The sequence below is a fragment of the Acidobacteriota bacterium genome, from assembly GCA_039030395.1.
In the GTDB taxonomy this organism is placed as follows: domain Bacteria; phylum Acidobacteriota; class Thermoanaerobaculia; order Multivoradales; family JBCCEF01; genus JBCCEF01.
Map to the genome: position 1 here is coordinate 1 of JBCCEF010000008.1, position 17,320 is coordinate 17,320.

At 67.6% G+C, this 17,320-nt stretch carries 12 protein-coding genes; 2 read left to right on the forward strand and 10 right to left on the reverse strand.

The genetic code is table 11. The annotated features are described in order from the left end of the window. Positions 1–195 precede the first annotated feature (195 nt). Positions 196–2,277 (forward strand): carboxypeptidase-like regulatory domain-containing protein, encoded by a 2,082-nt coding sequence (locus AAF481_09765; protein ID MEM7481448.1) that lies wholly within the window; start codon positions 196–198, stop codon positions 2,275–2,277. A gap of 15 nt (positions 2,278–2,292) precedes the next feature. On the opposite strand, the gene AAF481_09770 is transcribed toward AAF481_09765, so the two are convergent. From AAF481_09770 to AAF481_09790, 5 genes are all read right to left on the reverse strand, one after another. Beyond that, positions 2,293–3,690, reverse strand: coding sequence for a class II fumarate hydratase (locus AAF481_09770; GenBank protein ID MEM7481449.1), 1,398 nt, complete (start codon positions 3,688–3,690; stop codon positions 2,293–2,295). 122 nt (positions 3,691–3,812) lie between these two features. Next, positions 3,813–4,499 carry a ligase-associated DNA damage response endonuclease PdeM gene (gene pdeM, locus AAF481_09775; GenBank protein ID MEM7481450.1) on the reverse strand — a complete coding sequence of 229 codons (687 nt, stop codon included), beginning with the start codon at positions 4,497–4,499 and terminating at the stop codon, positions 3,813–3,815. Then, positions 4,492–6,978 (reverse strand): ligase-associated DNA damage response DEXH box helicase, encoded by a 2,487-nt coding sequence (locus tag AAF481_09780; protein MEM7481451.1) that lies wholly within the window; start codon positions 6,976–6,978, stop codon positions 4,492–4,494. The genes pdeM and AAF481_09780 overlap by 8 nt, the downstream gene beginning before the upstream one ends. Continuing rightward, positions 6,975–8,594 (reverse strand): ATP-dependent DNA ligase, encoded by a 1,620-nt coding sequence (locus tag AAF481_09785; protein MEM7481452.1) that lies wholly within the window; start codon positions 8,592–8,594, stop codon positions 6,975–6,977. The genes AAF481_09780 and AAF481_09785 overlap by 4 nt, the downstream gene beginning before the upstream one ends. Then, complete coding sequence (locus AAF481_09790; GenBank protein MEM7481453.1) at positions 8,591–9,628, reverse strand: ligase-associated DNA damage response exonuclease; 1,038 nt, start codon at positions 9,626–9,628, stop codon at positions 8,591–8,593. The genes AAF481_09785 and AAF481_09790 overlap by 4 nt, the downstream gene beginning before the upstream one ends. A 205-nt stretch (positions 9,629–9,833) precedes the next feature. Here AAF481_09790 and AAF481_09795 point away from each other — a divergent pair, with 205 nt between their 5' ends. Beyond that, positions 9,834–10,673, forward strand: coding sequence for an SDR family oxidoreductase (locus tag AAF481_09795; protein MEM7481454.1), 840 nt, complete (start codon positions 9,834–9,836; stop codon positions 10,671–10,673). A gap of 169 nt (positions 10,674–10,842) precedes the next feature. Here the strand turns inward: AAF481_09795 and AAF481_09800 are convergent, their stop codons facing one another. The 5 genes from AAF481_09800 to AAF481_09820 form a co-directional block, all read right to left on the reverse strand. Next, positions 10,843–12,747 (reverse strand): hypothetical protein, encoded by a 1,905-nt coding sequence (locus tag AAF481_09800; protein ID MEM7481455.1) that lies wholly within the window; start codon positions 12,745–12,747, stop codon positions 10,843–10,845. A 133-nt stretch (positions 12,748–12,880) separates the two neighbouring features. Next, positions 12,881–14,692, reverse strand: a complete 1,812-nt coding sequence (locus tag AAF481_09805; protein ID MEM7481456.1) for a hypothetical protein — start codon at positions 14,690–14,692, stop codon at positions 12,881–12,883. 258 nt (positions 14,693–14,950) lie between these two features. Then, a complete protein-coding gene (locus AAF481_09810; GenBank protein MEM7481457.1) occupies positions 14,951–15,460 on the reverse strand; it encodes a tetratricopeptide repeat protein in 510 nt (169 codons plus the stop codon). Then, positions 15,457–16,839, reverse strand: coding sequence for an O-antigen ligase family protein (locus AAF481_09815; protein MEM7481458.1), 1,383 nt, complete (start codon positions 16,837–16,839; stop codon positions 15,457–15,459). The genes AAF481_09810 and AAF481_09815 overlap by 4 nt, the downstream gene beginning before the upstream one ends. A 62-nt stretch (positions 16,840–16,901) precedes the next feature. Beyond that, complete coding sequence (locus AAF481_09820) at positions 16,902–17,264, reverse strand: VanZ family protein (GenBank protein MEM7481459.1); 363 nt, start codon at positions 17,262–17,264, stop codon at positions 16,902–16,904. Between the last annotated feature and the right edge of the window lie 56 nt (positions 17,265–17,320).

Sequence of the window (17,320 nt, forward strand, 5' to 3'; positions counted from 1 at the left end):
CGAAGCACGCAGCGCCATCACTCGGTGGATCCGCTGGTACAACCACCAGCGGCCTCACCAGGCCCTGCGCTACCTCAGCCCGGTCGAACACCGGGCGCAACAACTACAGTCGGTGGCTTGACTTGAGGGGGTCACTACACGGCTCCCTTAGAAGAGAATCAGGACCCGATCGACCCGCAGGGATATGTTGTACAGATGGTGCCTAGAGCCGATGTCTCCAAGCTCCTGACATTTCCTGCATCTACCTGGTTTCAAGCCCCGCCTGGCAAGTACAAGGCTTGGGTCGAAGGCAACTGGACGATCAGCCCGTTCCCTGTCGTCCTGGGATTCAGCGACACTCCCTTCCGCAAGCGTGGAAGATCCCTGGGAATCATCGTCGTCCCGGCAGGAAAAGTAGCCTTGGATCCAGAAGCTCAGGCCCCGGAGAAGGGCTACCTGAGCTTGCTCCATACGGAGAGCCACAATCGCGGTACGGCGCCCAAGTTCGAACTTTCCCGTCGAGTCACCGGCCAGGATCTCCACGAAGGCACACTGATGCCGGCCGGGGCGGTGCTTGCCGGTCTCTATGACGAAGATCGGCGCGAGTATCGAACCCTCCAGGAAGTCCTGATCGAATCAGGCAAGCTCTCCCGCATTACCCCTGAACCGCCCGCCCCGGGCACCAGCACTCTTATCGCCGTACTCGAGCGCCCCAATTTCATACTCAGCCATGAAGACCATGACTTAGTGATCACTGCCACCCTCCCCGGGGAAGAGCCGACAACACCCGATTTGGTGGTACCGGCATCGCGGCGAGTGTATGCAGTTTGGTACGAGCTGGAGGCTCTTCAAGCGCGAGTCGATGTTCACTCACCCTCGGTATTCCTCGAACCCCAGGACGTTCAACTACGACCGGGTCATGTCGAAGACATCCGAGCGACTCTACAGCCACTGCCGAGCCTTGATCTGAGCCTCGACCTGGCGCCTCCTTTGCGAGAAAGCTCACTGACGGTGGCAGTGACGACTTATCCAGGTCGCGAAGTGTTGGAGCGCGTGGAACTTCCCCCAACGGCCGCGCATCACCGGTTCGACCGGCTTCCTCGGTCGCCGGTGGAGGTCGTCCTGGAAGTGGATCCCTGGCAGTTTAGAGAGCGGGTTGATCTATCCGACGGAAAGAACCAGCTAGTCGAGTTTCGGCCCCGCCCTCATACTTTGCGCGGCACCGTCTACCGAGGATCCGAAGGACACGAGGCCACAATCTCCTTTCGAAGCGGCCATCCTGATCGAAGACTCGTTGTCGATTCCGATACCCAGGGCGAATACGAGGCGTTCCTCTTCCCAGATTCCTTCTACCGGGCAGTGATGATTCAACTCAAGGATCACAGCGGTCCTCCATTCGTGGATTTGGTAATGCAGCCGCTCGACCAGATCGATACCCTTGACTTTCATCTGCCCGGTGCCACGTACAAGGTCAGAGTCATCGATGAGACGACCGGTGTAGGGATCCCGGATGCGACAGTGTACGCATCCAACCGGTTTCTCGATGGAGGAAAAGAGGGGCCCGAAAGGAGAGTCTCTCAATCCACGACTACCGACGAGGAAGGAATCGCCGAGCTGCAGCCGTTGCGGCCTGGGACTGTTGAACTGACGGCACGCGCTGAGCAGTACTTACCCAGCTCGCCGGTACGGGAAGCGATTCCCGATGCCGAGGACGAGCAGGAACTCGAACTAACTCTTCAGCCCGAAGGAAAGACAGCAAGACTCCGATTGTTACTGCCTTCCGGCCTCCCAGCCTCAGGAGCACGGCTGTTGGCCTTGAGCGATCTCAACCAAAAACAACCGCTATGGGAGGGGCAAGCAGATCACCAAGGAGAGCTCGAAGTACCGCACTCAGTGGATACTGCTCTCCTGCTTGTCCGCCACCCGACCGCCGGTTTTCTGCTCAAGTCCTGGACCGGAGGATCGGATGAAATCGAGTGGTCACTGCCATCGAGGGCCAGTCCACTAAAGATCCAGGTCCTTGACCCGGCCGGAGATCCGGTGGCCCTCGCGATGGTCAAACTCAAGATCGCGGAGCATTGGCTTGCTGGATCTACGCTCGCCTGGCTCACCGAGTCCCGCGGCGGAGCAAATCAGAGAGGAATCTGGCAAGCAACCAGTATTCCAGCCGGCCCGATCGAGATTCTGGCCTGGCGCCGCGAAGCAACACTCTCCGCGTTGGCTGGTGTTCTGGACCCCCAGGCTGTCGCACTCGAATACCCGTGGCCTTCAACTGTTGAGGTGATCGCCGCGGAATAGCAGTTCGCTGCGTATCTACTGCAGTCCCCCATCCGTCATGTCGTAGGCATCGAGCGCCTTTTCCAGCTCGTCGTCCGAAAGGAGCTTCTTTTCCTGCATCAGCTCGCGCACGGTGCGGCCGGTTTTCCAGGATTCCTTGGCGATTTCGGCGGCCTGGTCGTAGCCGATTCGGGGGGCCAGGGAGGTGACCATCGCCAGGGATTTTTCCACCAGCTCGGCGGCGCGCTCGCGGCGGGCGGTGATGCCGTCGACGCAGCGCTCGGCCATCAGCCGGGAGCCGTTGGCAAGGATCTCGATGGACTGGAGCAGGTTGTAGGCAATCACCGGCATCATCACGTTCAGTTCGAAGATGCCGCTCATGCCTGCCAAAGCGATGGTGGTGTCGTTGCCGATCACCTGCGCCGAAACCATCAGCAGCGATTCGGAGATCACCGGATTGACCTTGCCGGGCATGATGGAGCTCCCTGGCTGCAGACTGGGGATCTCGATCTCGCCGATGCCGCAGCGCGGGCCGGAGCCGAGCCAGCGCAGGTCGTTGGCGATTTTGGTGAGGGAGACGGCAAGGGTCTTCAGGGCGCCGGAGGTTTCGACGGCGGCGTCCTTGGCGGCCATCGCCTCGAAGCGGTTGGGAGCCGGCACGAAGGGATGGCCGGTATCCGCGGAGATGGCGGCGATCACCCGGTCGGCGAACTCCGGCGGAGCGTTCAAGCCGGTGCCGACGGCGGTACCCCCCAGAGCCAGTTCGGCGAGGCGCGGCTTGGCCGCCGCCAGCCGGTCGAGGCCGTAGCGGATCTGCTGAGCGTAGCTGCCGAACTCCTGGCCGAGGCGCACCGGCACCGCGTCCTGCAGGTGGGTGCGGCCGATCTTGACCACGTCGTCGAACTCCGACGCCTTCTTCTCCAGCGATCCGGCGAGGGTCTCCAGGGCCGGCTCCAGATCCTCCACCAGGGCGCCGTAGGCGGACAGGTGGATGGCTGTGGGGATGGTGTCGTTGCTCGACTGGCTGGCGTTGACGTGGTCGTTCGGGTGCACGGGGCTTTTCGACCCCAGCTCGCCGCCCATCAGCTCGATGGCGCGGTTGGAGATCACCTCGTTGGTGTTCATGTTGGTGGAGGTGCCGGAGCCGGTCTGGAAGATGTCCAGCGGGAACTGGCGATCGTGCTTCCCTTCGACCACCTCGCGGGCAGCTTGGACGATGGCGTCCTTGACATCCCCGGGAATCAGCCCGAGGTCGGCGTTGACCTTCGCCGCCTCGCCCTTGATCCGCCCCATGGCGGCGATGAAGCGGCGCGGGAAGCGTAACCCGCTCACCGGAAAGTTCTGCCGCGCCCGCTCGGTCTGCGCGCCGTAGTAGCCGTCCGCCGGAACCTCGACCTCGCCGAGGCTGTCCTTCTCGATTCGGGTGTTGCTCATGGGGAATATCCTTTGCCCCGCGCCGTCACGTCGGGGTCGTTTTCGGGGGTAGTGAAGCCTCATTTCCGCACCGCCGCCGGTGCTCTTTCGATCCTCTCACAGACCCGATCCACCGTTGGGTCTCAAGAGATCTCGATCACCCGCTCGTCCGCCACCACCAGCACCCGATCCCCTGCCGCCGGGCGCACCGTGGCGTGGCCGGTAAAGCTGCCGAAGGCGGGCAGCACGCCGACCTGCGGACCGAAGTGGAAGCACGGCAGGCGCAAGCGCTCCCGGCCGCGGCCGGCACCGCGTAGGTGAACCGCCGGGTGGAGGTGGCCGGCGAGGACGTACCCGGAAGGGTCCGGCTCCGGGAAGTGCGCGAGGCGAAAAGGGGCTTCGTCGAAGGGCGCCTCCACGCTACGAATCGAGAACTCCTCGGGTGGATCGCCGGCATGGCGATCGTGGTTGCCGCGCACCAATTCGACGGTCAACTCGCAGTGCCGTTCCCGCCAGCGGCGGAGGGCATCCAGCACTTCGCTGGAGCGTCCGGCGCGGGCGTGCCAGAAGTCGCCGAGGAACACCAGCCGCTCGGCTCCGGTAGCGGCGAGGGCACGACCGAGGCGTTCGAGGTCCGCCGACGTGCCAGCCTCCGGCACCGCCAATCCGCCGGCCCGGAACGCCGCTGCCTTGCCCCAGTGGGGATCCGCCACCAACAGCATCGCCCGCGAGGGCCAGTAGAGAGCCCGTTCCGGCAGCGCGCACATGGATTCACCCGCCACTTCAAGGGCAAGGGCGCCGGCCGGTGGCACGTTCAAGGCTTCAGCCATTGCGCGTTGCCGCTCGCTCGTAGCGCAGGCGCATGCGCCGAATACGGTCCACCAGCCCCTCGCCGGAGGTGGTCTCGCGCATGCGATCCACCAGCAGCGGAAAGGCCAAGGGCGAGGGTCGGCCGCACTCTACCCGCACCACCGTTCCGGCGTTCAGCCGTTCGAGGGTGGCCCGCAGCCGACTGGCTTCGAGCTGGCGCTCGCGCACCTCGCGATAGGCCTGCTGGAGCAAGAGGTTCTCCGGATCGTGCCGGTCGAAGACATCGAAAAACAGCCCGCTCGACGCCTGGAGCTGGCGCATCGTCTTGCCCTTGCCGGGATAGCCCTGGAACACCAGACCGGCGACCCGCGCGATCTCCCGGAACTGGCGGCGGGCGAGTTCGGACGCATCGAGGGCGGCGGGCAGGTCGTCGGCCAGCCCCTCCGGCGACAGCAAGCCGGCGGTCAGCGGCTCGCCGAGGGCCGGCGGCTCCGGCGACAGCAGATCGATGCCGTAGTCGTTGACCGCCCAGGTGAAGGTGTTCGGCGCGATGCGCGACAGCCGGTAGGCCCACAGGGCCGCTAGGCCTTCGTGCACCAAGCGGCCGGCGAAGGGGTAGACGAAGAGGTGGTGCCCCTCCCGCCGGCTCCGGCCCGAGGGGCTGAGCAGGTCCGGCAGTTCTTCGACCAACAGCTCGCCTGCCGCCGGCAGCGCGGAGATCTCTTCCTGGAGGGCCAGCAGGGGCCGCAGCGCCTTCATCTCCAGTCCGGCAAGGCGCCCCTCGCGGGCCTCCGTCAGGCGGCGGCGCACCGCCCGCGACAGGGAGGTCGACAGAGGCATGCGCCCGCCGGCCCAGCGGGGCACCGCGTGGACCTTGCTCTCAGCCACCCGCACCCAAGCGGTGAGGTCGCGCAGAGAGTGTAGCTCCAGGGTCCGGCCTGCGAACTGGAAGCGATCCCCCGGCCGCAGTCGGGCGATGAAGGACTCCTCCACCGTACCCAGCCTCCGACCGCCGCGGAAGCGCACTTCGATCGAGGAATCGCCGACGATGGTGCCGATGGACAGGCGGTGGCGGCGGGCCAGGGCGCCGTCGCGGATCGCTAGCCGGCCGTCCCTCTCCACCAGCTTCGAGAACTCCGGGTAGGCCTTCAAGGCCGAGCCGCCGCGGGTGACAAAGTCGAGGGTCCATTGCCACTCGGCGTCGCTCAACTCGGCGAAGGCGCGACTGCTCCGCGCCTCGGCGAGCACCTGGTCCGGATCGAAGCCTTCGCCGAGGCCGAGGGTCACCAGATGCTGCGCCAACACGTCCAGGGGCAGCACCGGCGGCCGGCGCTCTTCAATCTCCTGCGCCCTGGCCGCGTCGCGCACGGCGGCGATCTCCAGCAGTTCCAGGGCGTGAGTGGGTACGCAGGTCACCCGGCTTTCGCGGCCCGGTGAGTGGCCGCTGCGGCCGGCCCGCTGGAGGAGCCGGGCGACGCCCTTCGGGCTGCCGATTTGGAGCACCCGGTCCACCGGCGAGAAGTCCACCCCGAGATCGAGGGTCGAAGTCGCCACCACGCAGCGGAGCGTGCCCTGCCGCAAGCCGTTTTCCACCCACTCCCGCACCGAGCGGTCGAGGGAGCCGTGGTGCAGCGCCAGCGCGCCCGCCCAGTCCGGCCGCGCTTCGAGGATCGCCTGGTACCAGCGCTCCGCCTGGGAGCGGGTGTTGGTGAAGACCAGCGCGCTTTCGGCCTCGTCCACCGCCGCCACCACCTGCGGCAGCAGCCGCAGCCCGAGGTGGCCGGCCCACGGAAAGCGCTCCATCTCCGGCGGGATCAGGGCGTCGATGGTGATGCGCTTCTTCTCGTCGCCGTGGATCGACAGCGCCTCCGGCCCGGCCAGGGCCACCGCCGCTTCCTCCAGGTTGCCGAGGGTGGCCGACAGGCCCCACACCTTGAGATCCGGGCGCAGGGTGCGGAGCCGCGCCAGGGCCAGTTCCACCTGTACGCCGCGCTTGTTGCCGAGGAGTTCGTGCCACTCGTCCACCACCACCGCCGAGAGGTCCGCAAGACGCGCGTCGAGCTTGGACCGGGTGAGCTGAAGGCAAAGGCTCTCGGGGGTGGTCACCAGCACCGTCGGCAGCCGCCGCTGCTGCCGCGCCCGCACCGCCGGGGAGGTATCGCCGGTACGGCTCTCGATGCGCCAGGGCAGCTCGAGGTCCGCCACCGGCGCCCGCAGCGCGCCGACGGTGTCTTCCGCCAGGGCGCGCATGGGGGTGATCCACAGCAGCCGGAGAGGGGCGGAGCGCTTCGCCGTGCCCTTGGCCTTACCGGCGTCGCGCTCCGCCAGGCCGGCCATCACCTCCGCCAGCCACAGGGCGTAGGTCTTACCGCTGCCGGTGGCCGAGTGCACCAGGCCGCTCCGGCCGCGCCTCCAGGCGGTCCACACTCGCTTCTGGAAGGGCCGCGCCCGCCAGCCGCGCTCCGCCAGCCAACCTTCCACTTGCTGTCGGGGAGTCACGGCCCTTCGCCGCCTTCGGATGCCGGCAGCAGCGCCTTGACGGTCTCCAGGGTGTCGGCGTCGGCGGGCTGTTTGTCCGTCCGCCAGCGGGCCATGCGGGGAAAACGCACCGCCACCCCGGACTTGTGGCGGCTGGAGGCGCGAATGCCCTCGAAGGCCAGCTCGAACACCAGCTCCGCCTTGACCGAGCGCACCGGACCGAAGCGCTCCAGGGTATTGCGCCGAACGAAGCGATCGACCTTGCGGATCTCGGCGTCGGTCAGGCCGGAGTAGGCCTTGGCGAAGGGCACCAGAGCGTCGCCGTCCCACACGCCGAAGGTGTAGTCCGTGTATTGGGACGCGCGGCGACCATGGCCGCGTTGGGCGTAGATCATCACCGCGTCGACGGTGTAGGGGTCGACCTTCCACTTCCACCAGTCGCCCTTCTTGCGGCCTACCCTGTAGGACGACTCGCGGCGTTTGAGCATCAGCCCTTCGGCGCGCTCCCGGCGTGCGGTCTCCCGGCGCGCCGCCAGCTCCTCCCAGGACGCCGACTCGACCGTCGCCGACAGCCGCAGCACCTCGCCGCCGCGGTCAGCGATCAACGCTTTCAGGCGGCGACGGCGCTCGGCGAAGGGCAAGGCGCGCAGGTCCTCGCCGCCCTCTTCGAGCAGGTCGTAGGCGACCAGCACCACCGGCACCTCGGAGAGTATCTTCGGACCGAGCTTCTTGCGGCCGATGCGCCGCTGGAGCTGAGCGAAGGGCATCACCCCGTCGTCACCCCAGGGCAGAATCTCGCCGTCGAGCACAGTGCCGTCCGGCAGCCCCGAGGCGGCCACTTCGAGTTCCGGGAAGCGTTCGGCGATGGGCTCCTCGCCGCGCGACCAGATGAAGGTCAAGCCCTGGCGGCGGATCACCTGGGAGCGGATGCCGTCCCATTTCCACTCGGCGATCCAGTCGTCCACCGGACCGAGGGACAGCGCCAGTTCGTCCACCGCCGCTTCGAGGGGATGGGCCAGGCAGAAGGGGTAAGGGCGCGACACCTCCGCGTCCCGCGTGTCCGGCGACAGCAAGGCACGGTAAGCCTCGGCGGTGGGCTGCCAGGAACCCATCAACCGGTGAGAGAGGGTAGCGTCATCGACGCCGCTCGCCTGCGACAGACCGCGCACCACCAGCCGCCGAGAAACGCCCACCCGGAACGCCCCGGTGATCAGCTTGTGCCAGACGAAGATCTGCTGCTCGCCGAGTTGCCGCCAGGCGGCGACCATGCGCTCGCGCTGGGCCTCGTCGCCGAGGCCGGCCAGCGGCAGCAGGCGCTCTTCCACCCACCGGTGGAGAGGGCAGTCGCTCGGGCGCTCCGCTGCCGGCAGCAGCAGGGCGAGGGTCTCGGCCAGGTCCCCCACCGCTTCGTAGCACTCCTCCAGCAGCCACTCCGGCGTGCCCGTTTCGGCGCTCACCCACTCCCGCAGGAGGCGTGTCTTGACCAGCCTCTTCGGCCGGTTGCCGGAGAGGAAATGCACCGCCCAGGCCGCGTCGCGCGCCGGGGCCGAGCGGAAGTAGTCCGCCAGGGCGGCGATCTTCTCGTTGGTGCGGGTGGTCTCGTCGAGCCGCGCGAAGAGGTCCGTGAAGGCCTTCACGAGGCCTCCCCGCCGGGCGCTGTCTCGGATTTCGATTCCGTCGATTCCGCCTCGTCGAGTTCGCCTTCGAAGCGCGAGGCGACGGCCATCGCCTCGATCCCCCGCTCCCGCAGCCAGCGCACCACCGCCTCGCGGTAGCCGTGGGTCACCCACACCCGCTCGGCGCCGGTCGCCTCCAGCACCTCGACCAGCGCCGGCCAGTCGACGTGGTCGGAGAGCACGAAGCCGCGGTCCATCGCCCGCCGACGGCGGGTGCCGCGGATCCGCATCCAGCCGGAGGCGAAGCCGGTGGAGACCTCTCCGAAGCGGCGCATCCAGGGAGTGCCGTTGGCGGAGGGCGGAGCGACGACTAGAGATCCAGCCCAATCGGTACTGTCCGGCGCGGCGGACACCAGGGTCGTGTCCGGCAAGGCAACGCCGGAGTCACGGTAGTCGCCGGTCAAGTTCTCCACCGCCCCATGGGTGAAGATGGGGCCGATCGACGGATCGACCCCCGCCAGCAGCCGCTGGGCCTTGCCGAGGGCGTAGCCGAAGAGCAGACTCGCCCGCCCGGCCTCGGCGTTCTTCCGCCACCAGCCGTTGACCTGGTCGAAAACCTCCGCCTGCGGCGCCCAGCGGAAAATCGGCAGGCCAAAGGTGGACTCGGTGACGAAGGTGTTGCAGGGCACCAGTTCGAAGGGTGCGCAGGTGGCATCCGGCTCGGTCTTGTAGTCGCCGGAGACCACCCACACCTCGCCGCCGCGATCCAGGCGGATCTGCGCCGAACCGAGGATGTGACCGGCCGGATGGAACGAGACCCTCACCGGCCCCAGGGACAAGCTCTCGCCCCAGGGCACCGTTTCGATCACCGCCTCGTCGCCCATCCGCCGGCGCAGCACCCGTTCCCCGGCCTCGGCGGCCAGGTATGCACCGCAGCCCCAGTGCGCGTGGTCGGCGTGGGAGTGGGTGACCAGCGCCCGCGGCACCGGCCGCCAGGGGTCGATGTGGAAGTCCCCCTCGGGACAGTAGAATCCGCTCTCGTCGAGAATCAGCATCGGTTGGGAAGGACATCATAGGGCGGCGGCCACGGGTGATAACGTCCCGCCGTTGTGGGTTCATTCCCGCAGCACCTCGACACCCCTGGCCGCGAGCAGAATCTTGGGCAAGAGGCCACCCGGGGGGTGATAACGTCGCGCCATCGCCGCCCTTTTTCGGGACCTGGCTTCCTCTCCGCCAGATCATCAAACGACGAGAAACATGATGAAGATCACCGAGACCTTCTCCCCCCAGCTCTTCGCCGGCAAAACGGTGTTCGTCACCGGCGGCGGCAGCGGCATCAATCTCGGCATCGCCAAGAACTTCGCCGCCGTCGGCGCCAAGCTCGCGATCTGTGGTCGGACCCAGGCGCGCCTGGACGGCGCTCAGAAAAAACTGGAGGCGCTGGGCGCCGAGGTGTTCACGGCGGTCGCCGATGTGCGCGACTACGAGGCCCTGGCGGCGGCCTTCGCCGGCACGGCGGACGCCCTGGGGCCGATTCATACGCTGGTGTGCGGTGCCGCCGGCAACTTCTTGGCGCCGGCCGAGGAGTTGAGCCCGAACGGTTTCAAGGTGGTGGTGGATATCGATCTGATCGGCAGCTTCAACGCCAGCCGGGCGGCCTTTGAGCAGTTGAAAAGCACCGAGGGCGCCAACCTGATCTTCATCTCCGCTGGCCAGGCCTTCGTCCCCTACTGGGCGCAAACCCACGCCGGAGCCGCCAAGGCGGGGATCGACAATCTGATGCAGAACCTGGCGATGGAATGGGGACGCTTCGGCATCCGCTCGAACAGCATCGCCCCGGGACCGATCGAGGGTACCGAGGGCATGCGCAAGCTGGCGCCGGAAGACCTGAGCTTCCACCAGCAGTTCAAGGCGGCGATTCCCCTCGGGCGCTACGGCACGGTGGACGACATCGGCCAGGCGGCGGTGTTTCTGGCCTCGCCGCTGGCGGACTACATCACCGGCACCCGCCTGGTGGCCGACGGCGGCCAGAACTTGCCGGGCTCGGGCATCTTCACCGCCATGGCGCTGGAGGCGATGAAGGGCGAGCGGAAGTCCTAGGAAACGATCTTCCCGTCCCTCCGAATCGATCGCTTGATCGAGCGATCTGCTAGTCAGTAGATCGCTACCGAGGTCGAAGACCGAGGCGGCGGCGAGAGCCGCCGAGGACGGGGGTGAGCCACAAGAATCGCACTTCTTGTGGCGAGGGGGGCGCCTAGCCCCCCTAAAACTAGGGCCGCTCTCTGAGCGGCAGGGCGCCGCGTCCTTCCCTCGCCGGCCGCAGCGGACCGTCACCGCGCGGATCATCCGCCTCGGGGACCCGGGGCACACCCCGACGGTGGCCGCCGGGGCGACCGGACCCGGTCATCCCACCGTCCAGGATCACCAGATTGCCCACATCGACGGCGCCGGGTCCCACCCCGTTGCCCACCATCTCGTTGGTGATGATGTCCGTGCGGCCATCGCCGTTGACGTCGCCGGCGGCGGCGCTGTAGCAAAGGGTGTCGCCGATGTCCGGCGACTGGCCCTGGCCGCTGGGGTCGGCCACTCCGCCGCGCGCTCCTTCGATCAGGGTAATGCGCACCCGGCGGGTGGGCGGCAAGCGACCCACCGCGGTGTCGATCACCTCCGGCCAGCGCCCCCGCTGGCCGAAGAAGACGTGCATGCTGCCGGCGTGGAAGCGATCCTGCGGGTTGTCGTGCGGGTTGCCGATCATCAGGTCGGCAATGCCATCGCCGTTGAAGTCGCCGTGGGCCACCGTGTCGGAACCGATGGCGCCGGTGACCGGACCGATAAAGGTGGTCTTCTGCAACCCGCCGGGCAGTTGGTGGATGGCGAAGGTCCGTCCGCGCAGGCGCTCGGCGCGGTAAAGCACGTAGCCGGCGCCGGACACCGGGCGATCCCCGTTCGGGCTCTCGTCGCCTACCAGGTCGCCGACAAAGAGGTCCGGCCGGCCGTCGTCGTCGTAGTCGAGGCCGCCCAGGAGTTCCTCACCGAACGAGACGTTGCGCGGACCGCCGTCGATGGTGGTGAGCGAGGCCGGCGGGGCACCCAGGTCGAGGGTGAAGCCGTTCGGCCAGGGTACCGGCGGAAAGGAATCGTCCCACACGATCCACATGCGCCCTCCGGGGGGTCCGCCGGATCCGTCGCCGGTGAATTGCCCGTCCGGGGAAAGCACCCCGCCGGCGCGGTTGAAGGCGGCGCTGACCAGCACTTCGGCGCGGCCGTTGCGGTCCAGGTCGCCGAGTTGGTGGGTGGCCCCGAAGTGGAAGTCCACAGCGCCCGGCGGCGGCACGACCTTGGCGATCTGCCCGGGCAGCGCACCGGCCCCGAAGCCGGACAGGTCCACTGAGCCGGACGTCGCCAGATGGGAGCCACCGCGCACGATGTAGAGGGCGCCGCGGAACGGCTCACCGGGAATGGACTCCTGATCCGCCGCCATCACCAGCTCATCGATACCGTCACCATCCACGTCGCCGGTGCGGGTCCAGATGCCGAGACGGTCGTTGCCGCTGGCGCCGACGAAGGTGAGCACCTGGATCGAGGCCGGCGGATTGCGCAGATCCAACACCCCAGCGCCATTGGCCAGGTTGCGCAGGGCGGGACTGCCGACCACCACCGTGAGGGCGCCGGCGCCGCTCTTGCCCGGCGCGCTGAAGTTCTGGCGGCAGATCAGAAAATCGCCCAGGCCGTCACCGGTGATATCCCCCATCCACACCTCGCTGCCGGTGGCCTCGAAGGGCGCATCGCCGAGCACCCGCAGCACGCGGCTCTGCCGTACTCCGAGATTGACGTTCGCCCGGGTGGTGCCGTTGCCAAACACCAGATGGGCCTCGCCGGCCAGGGTCCGGCCGGCCGCCGGAGTGGCGGTCATGTGGCCGATGGCGTAGTCGCCGAAGCCGTCCCCGTCCACGTCGAAGCCGCCGGCCACCGGTGTGCCGAAACGCCCGGTGGTGGTGGGTCCCGGCGCGCCGGACACGCGGATCAGCGGATCGCGGCCGGCCTGGAGATCGGCGATGTCGATGGTCAACGCCGGTCCTCGGGTGACACCGCGGGCGGCGACGGGCTCCGTCGGCACGCACCACAGGGTGAGGGCGAGGACGGTGGAACATGCGAGGGTGAGGCGCAGTCTCATGATCATTCTCCTCGGAAGCGGCAAGCAGCGTGGGTGTCGAACGACATGGCTTTGTTCGAAGATTCTACCGAACGACAAAAGCCGGTCCCGTTGGGGACCGGCCCTCGGAGACTCTCGGCAAGCTCTCGCTCAGTCAGTCGTCATCGTCACCGTCATCGTCGCCGTGTCCGCGTCGCCGACGCGGCGAGACGAACTCACCGTCGAAGATCACCAGGTTGCCGACATCGATCGCCGTCGGGTCCACCCCGTTGCCGATCATCTCGTTAGTGATGATGTCCGCCTGGCCATCGCCGTTCACATCGCCGGCGGCGGCGCTATAGCAGAGGGTGTCGCCGTCGTCCGGCGGCGGGAAAATTCCGTCGGGATTCGGCAGGCCGCCGCGCGCCCCCTCCACCAAGGTGATCTTCACTCGGCGCGAGCGCGGCAGCTCGCCGGGCGCCGTATCGATGGTGCGGGGCCAGCGGCCGTGGCGGCCGAAGAGAATGTGCATGGTGCCGGCGTGGAAGCGATCCTGCGGGTTGTCGTGCGGGTTGCCGATCACCAGATCGTCGATGCCGTCACCGTTCAGATCGCCGTGGGTCACCGTGTCGGAACCGATCGCGCCGGCCACCGGACCGAGGATCTTCGACACTCTGAACCGCCGCGGCAGGTGGTCCACATTGAGCGTCTTCCCCCTCAGCCGGTGAGCGCGATAGAAGACATAGCCGACACCGGAACCTGGACGATCCTGGGCATCGGTGCCGTCGCCCACCAGGTCGCCGACGAACAGATCCGGCCGCCGGTCGCCGTCATAGTCGAGGCCGCCGAGCACTTCCTCGCCGAAGGAGACATTCTGGACGCCGCCGCTCAGAGTGGTGGTGGACCACGGCGGATCGGTGAGATCGATCACCTGCCCGGGAGGCCACGAGCCGTAGGGGAAGGCGTCGTCCCAGACGATCCACAGGCGCCCACCGGGGGGCCCCCCGACGGCGTCGCCGGTGAAATTGCCGTCCGGGGAGAGCACCGCACCGGCCCGGTTGAGGGCGGCGGCGATGAACACCTCCGAGCGGCCGTTGCGGTTCAGATCGCCGGTTTGCAGGGTCGAACCGAAGTGGAAATCATCGGAGCCGGCCGGCGGATCGATGCGCAGCATGTCGTCGGTCATCGCGGGCGTACCGAAGTCCGCCAGATCGACCTGGCCGGAGCGCGCCAGGTGAGCTCCGCCGCGCACCACGTACACAGCGCCGCGGAAGGTCTCGCCGGGAATGGAGACCTGATCCGCCGCCATCACCAGCTCATCGACTCCATCGCCGTCGACATCGCCGGTACGGGACCAGATGCCGAGACGATCGTTCTCCGCTGCACCGACAAAGGTCAATACGTGGACCGACGCCGGGGGGCTGCGCAGATCGAGCACTCCGGTGTCGGCGGCCAAGGTCCGCAGCTCCGGCCCACCGACCACCACCGTCAAAGCGCCGGCACCGACCCGCCCACCGGGATCGAAGTTCTGGCGGTGGACCAACAGGTCGCCGAGACCGTCGCCGGTGATATCGCCCATCCACAGCTCCGAGCCGGTGGCCTCGAAAAAGCCGTCGCCCAAGACCCGTAGCACCCGCGGCGAGGGCACCGCGAGATCGACGGCACCGCTCGACGTGCCGTCGCCGAAGACGAGCTGCGCCTCACCGGCGAAGATCCGATCCGGTCCGTTGGTGGTGGTCATGTGGCCGACGGCATAGTCCTGGTGGCCGTCGCCGTCGACATCGAATCCGCCGGCCACCGGGGTGCCGAGCTGGCCGAGGGTGGTGGGTCCCGGAGCGCCGGAAACGCGGATCAGAGGATCCACCCCGGCGGTCAAGTCAGCGATGTCGAGGGTCAGGGCCGGGCCGGCGGGCCGATGGGCCAGGGCCACGGGGGCGAGGGTGAGAGCAACGAGAGCGGCGAGTGCCGCGAGAAGCTTCAGTCTCAAGGTCATTCTCCTTTGGTGCAGTCAAGGGTGGGAAGCAATGAACGACACGATGGAGCGCGCCGCGTCCGGCTCTACCGCTGACTCCGAGGAGAACTACCGAGGGTAGCAAGAAACGAAAAGAGGCGCCTGGGACGGGCGCCGCCGCATGTGATCTACGACAGGTGTACGAGAGGACCCGAAATAGGTTTCAGAGAAACCCAAAAAATGGGAAGTCGTTCATGAGGAACGACGAAAACGGTGGAACGAGGAGGCTGGAAGCTACGGCGACCGGCGAGGCCTCTTCCTCCGGGCCGTCGGGCGCTTGCCAGGAACCTGGGATGGCCGAAGCTCTTGTGGGATCAAGCGCCAGTTGCGCGGATCGAGGGCGGCGGCGCGGCGGAAACTCTCCCGCGCCTCCTCCAATTGCCCGGCCGCAGCCTCGGCCCGGCCGAGATTGAGGTAAATCTCCGGCCGCGGCTCGATCTCTAAGGCCCGGCGGTAGACCTCCACCGCCTCCTCGGGCCGGCCGAGGAGAAGGTACTGGCTGCCCTCGGCCAGGAGAATGCGCGAGTCCACCGGATTGAGGCCGCGCGCCATCTCCATGAACTCCACGTGGTTCCAGTAGATCGCCGGATTCGCTCGACCCGAAGCCGCCAAGCTGACGCTCACCTGCTCCACCTGGTGTAAAAGACGACTGGCCTCCAGCAGGTTGCGAGTGCGCACCACCTGGAAGACAAGGGTCAGCACCAGCAGGAGCAAGACGAGAACCATCCAGCGGCGAACGGTCATCGGCGCTTCCGTTTCTTGGCTTTCTTTCGGCTGGCGGCGGGAGGGCCGGATTTAGGCGAAACCGCAGCCACGGCGGCCGGCTCCGGCAACTCGCCTTCGCCCGGCGACAGAATCCAGGACAGAAAGAGCAGCGCCGGAAAGGCCACCAAGGCCACTCGAAAGGGAAAGTGCGCCACGGCGAGAATGCCGAGCCCTACACATCCCGCATAGGCCAGCGGACGATCCGCGGGTTCCAGCCCTCGCAGCCGGCGCCACAGGACCCACAGGGCCCAGGCCAGCGCCGCCACGCCCACCAGTCCCCACTCCGCAGCCACTTCCAAGAATTCATTGTGGGCGTTGACGAACATCACTTGCCGGGGCCGCTGCAAAAAGAGATGGCCATCGTCCGTCAGGGCGATCTTGGCCTCGGCAAACTCCGCCGAATAGGCGCCGTGCCCCACCCCGGTCAAGGGGTTCCGCTGCACCATCCACCAGGCGGTGCTCCAGCCATCGAGGCGGCCAGTGAGAACTTTGTTCCACTCGCCGGAGGTCAGCTCCGTGACCTTCGCGACCACCTTGGAGCGCAGCGGTGCCACCGCCGCGATGGTCACCAACAGCACCGCCGCCGCTGCTCCCAGGGCGGTCAGAGCACGGCGCCTCGGGAGCTGGACCAGCCACAGGCAGGCACTGCCCAGCACCACCGCCAACACTGCCGCCACGGTCTGCGAAACGGCGATGCCGTAGAGGCAAACCACTACCGTTACGAGGGCCGCCAAGGCCGAAGGCCGATGCTGGCGACGACGCCAGCCCCACTCTTGCGCCAGCAGCGCCGGCAGCACGAGAAAAGCCGCGAGCACCCCGGCATTGCCGGCCAAGGAGGTCAGCCCCAAACGCGCTGCCTCCTCGCCGCCGGAGAACGCGAAGGGCCGGTACAGCTCGTGAAATTGCAGGATGGCGAGGGCTCCCAGAACCACCGCCGGCAACGCCAAGAGCACCAGCAGCCGCCGCTGGCGCCGCGGTGAAAGGCCGACACTCCAACCGATCACGCAGGCCACCCCGATCCATAGATCCGGCAGCGCCTGGCGGACGTGCGCCCCATGGGACGAGACCACCAGGCCGAGGGAGGCGACGAGCCCCAGCGGCAACAGAGCGCGCACCGCCGGCACTTCCCACAGCTCTTTCGGACCGAGGTCCAGGGAGGCGAGGCGAGGATTGAGCAGCGCCCGGAGCGCCAAGGCGAGGAGGGAAGCCAGGGCAAACATCTCGGCGACCATCTGCTTCGGCAGGTCGAAAGCGTCGGCGGCCGCCGGCACCAGCACGAAGGGAGTGACCACCAGCAGCCCGCCGACGAGGATCTCGCCGAGCCCCAGCAACCGCGCATCCGTCGAGCGGGAGATCACGACGTTGGGAGCGAAGAGTGGATCACGAAAAAGGAGTCAATCAACCGATGAGAGGGCTCAAATCAAGGCGTTTTCAGTCTACACCAGAGCCATCCGAGGAGCGCGCCCAGAGCATCCGCGGCAAGGTCCCAAGGATCCCCGCTCCGGTAGCTGAGAAGCATCTGCACCGCTTCCGTCACCGCACCGTAGGCGATGGCCCAGATCAGCGGCAGCCACCGGGCACCCCGGCCGGCCCTCGCCCGGTCGAGGAGCGGCACGAACACCAGAAAGAGCAGGCCGTGGCCGACCTTGTCGAGGGGCAAGGCAAAGGTCGGCAACGAATCACTCACGCCAAAATCCGGCAGCGGCAGCCACAGGAGCATGGCGATGCCGACGGCCCAAGCCAGGGCCGAGGTACGGGCGGGGAAAGGGGATGAATCCGACATGTCGTGGGGAGGGGGTAGCGAAGAGCGCAGCGGGCTCCATCCTATTCGTCTACTAT

Bases quoted from the DNA above. Each gene is read 5' to 3' on its own strand.
- AAF481_09765 (MEM7481448.1), top strand. From the start codon at position 196: ATGGTGCCTAGAGCCGATGTCTCCAAGCTCCTGACATTTCCTGCATCT.
- AAF481_09770 (MEM7481449.1), bottom strand. From the start codon at position 3,690: ATGAGCAACACCCGAATCGAGAAGGACAGCCTCGGCGAGGTCGAGGTT.
- pdeM (MEM7481450.1), bottom strand. From the start codon at position 4,499: ATGGCTGAAGCCTTGAACGTGCCACCGGCCGGCGCCCTTGCCCTTGAA.
- AAF481_09790 (MEM7481453.1), bottom strand. From the start codon at position 9,628: ATGCTGATTCTCGACGAGAGCGGATTCTACTGTCCCGAGGGGGACTTC.
- AAF481_09795 (MEM7481454.1), top strand. From the start codon at position 9,834: ATGAAGATCACCGAGACCTTCTCCCCCCAGCTCTTCGCCGGCAAAACG.
- AAF481_09800 (MEM7481455.1), bottom strand. From the start codon at position 12,747: ATGAGACTGCGCCTCACCCTCGCATGTTCCACCGTCCTCGCCCTCACC.
- AAF481_09810 (MEM7481457.1), bottom strand. From the start codon at position 15,460: ATGACCGTTCGCCGCTGGATGGTTCTCGTCTTGCTCCTGCTGGTGCTG.
- AAF481_09820 (MEM7481459.1), bottom strand. From the start codon at position 17,264: ATGTCGGATTCATCCCCTTTCCCCGCCCGTACCTCGGCCCTGGCTTGG.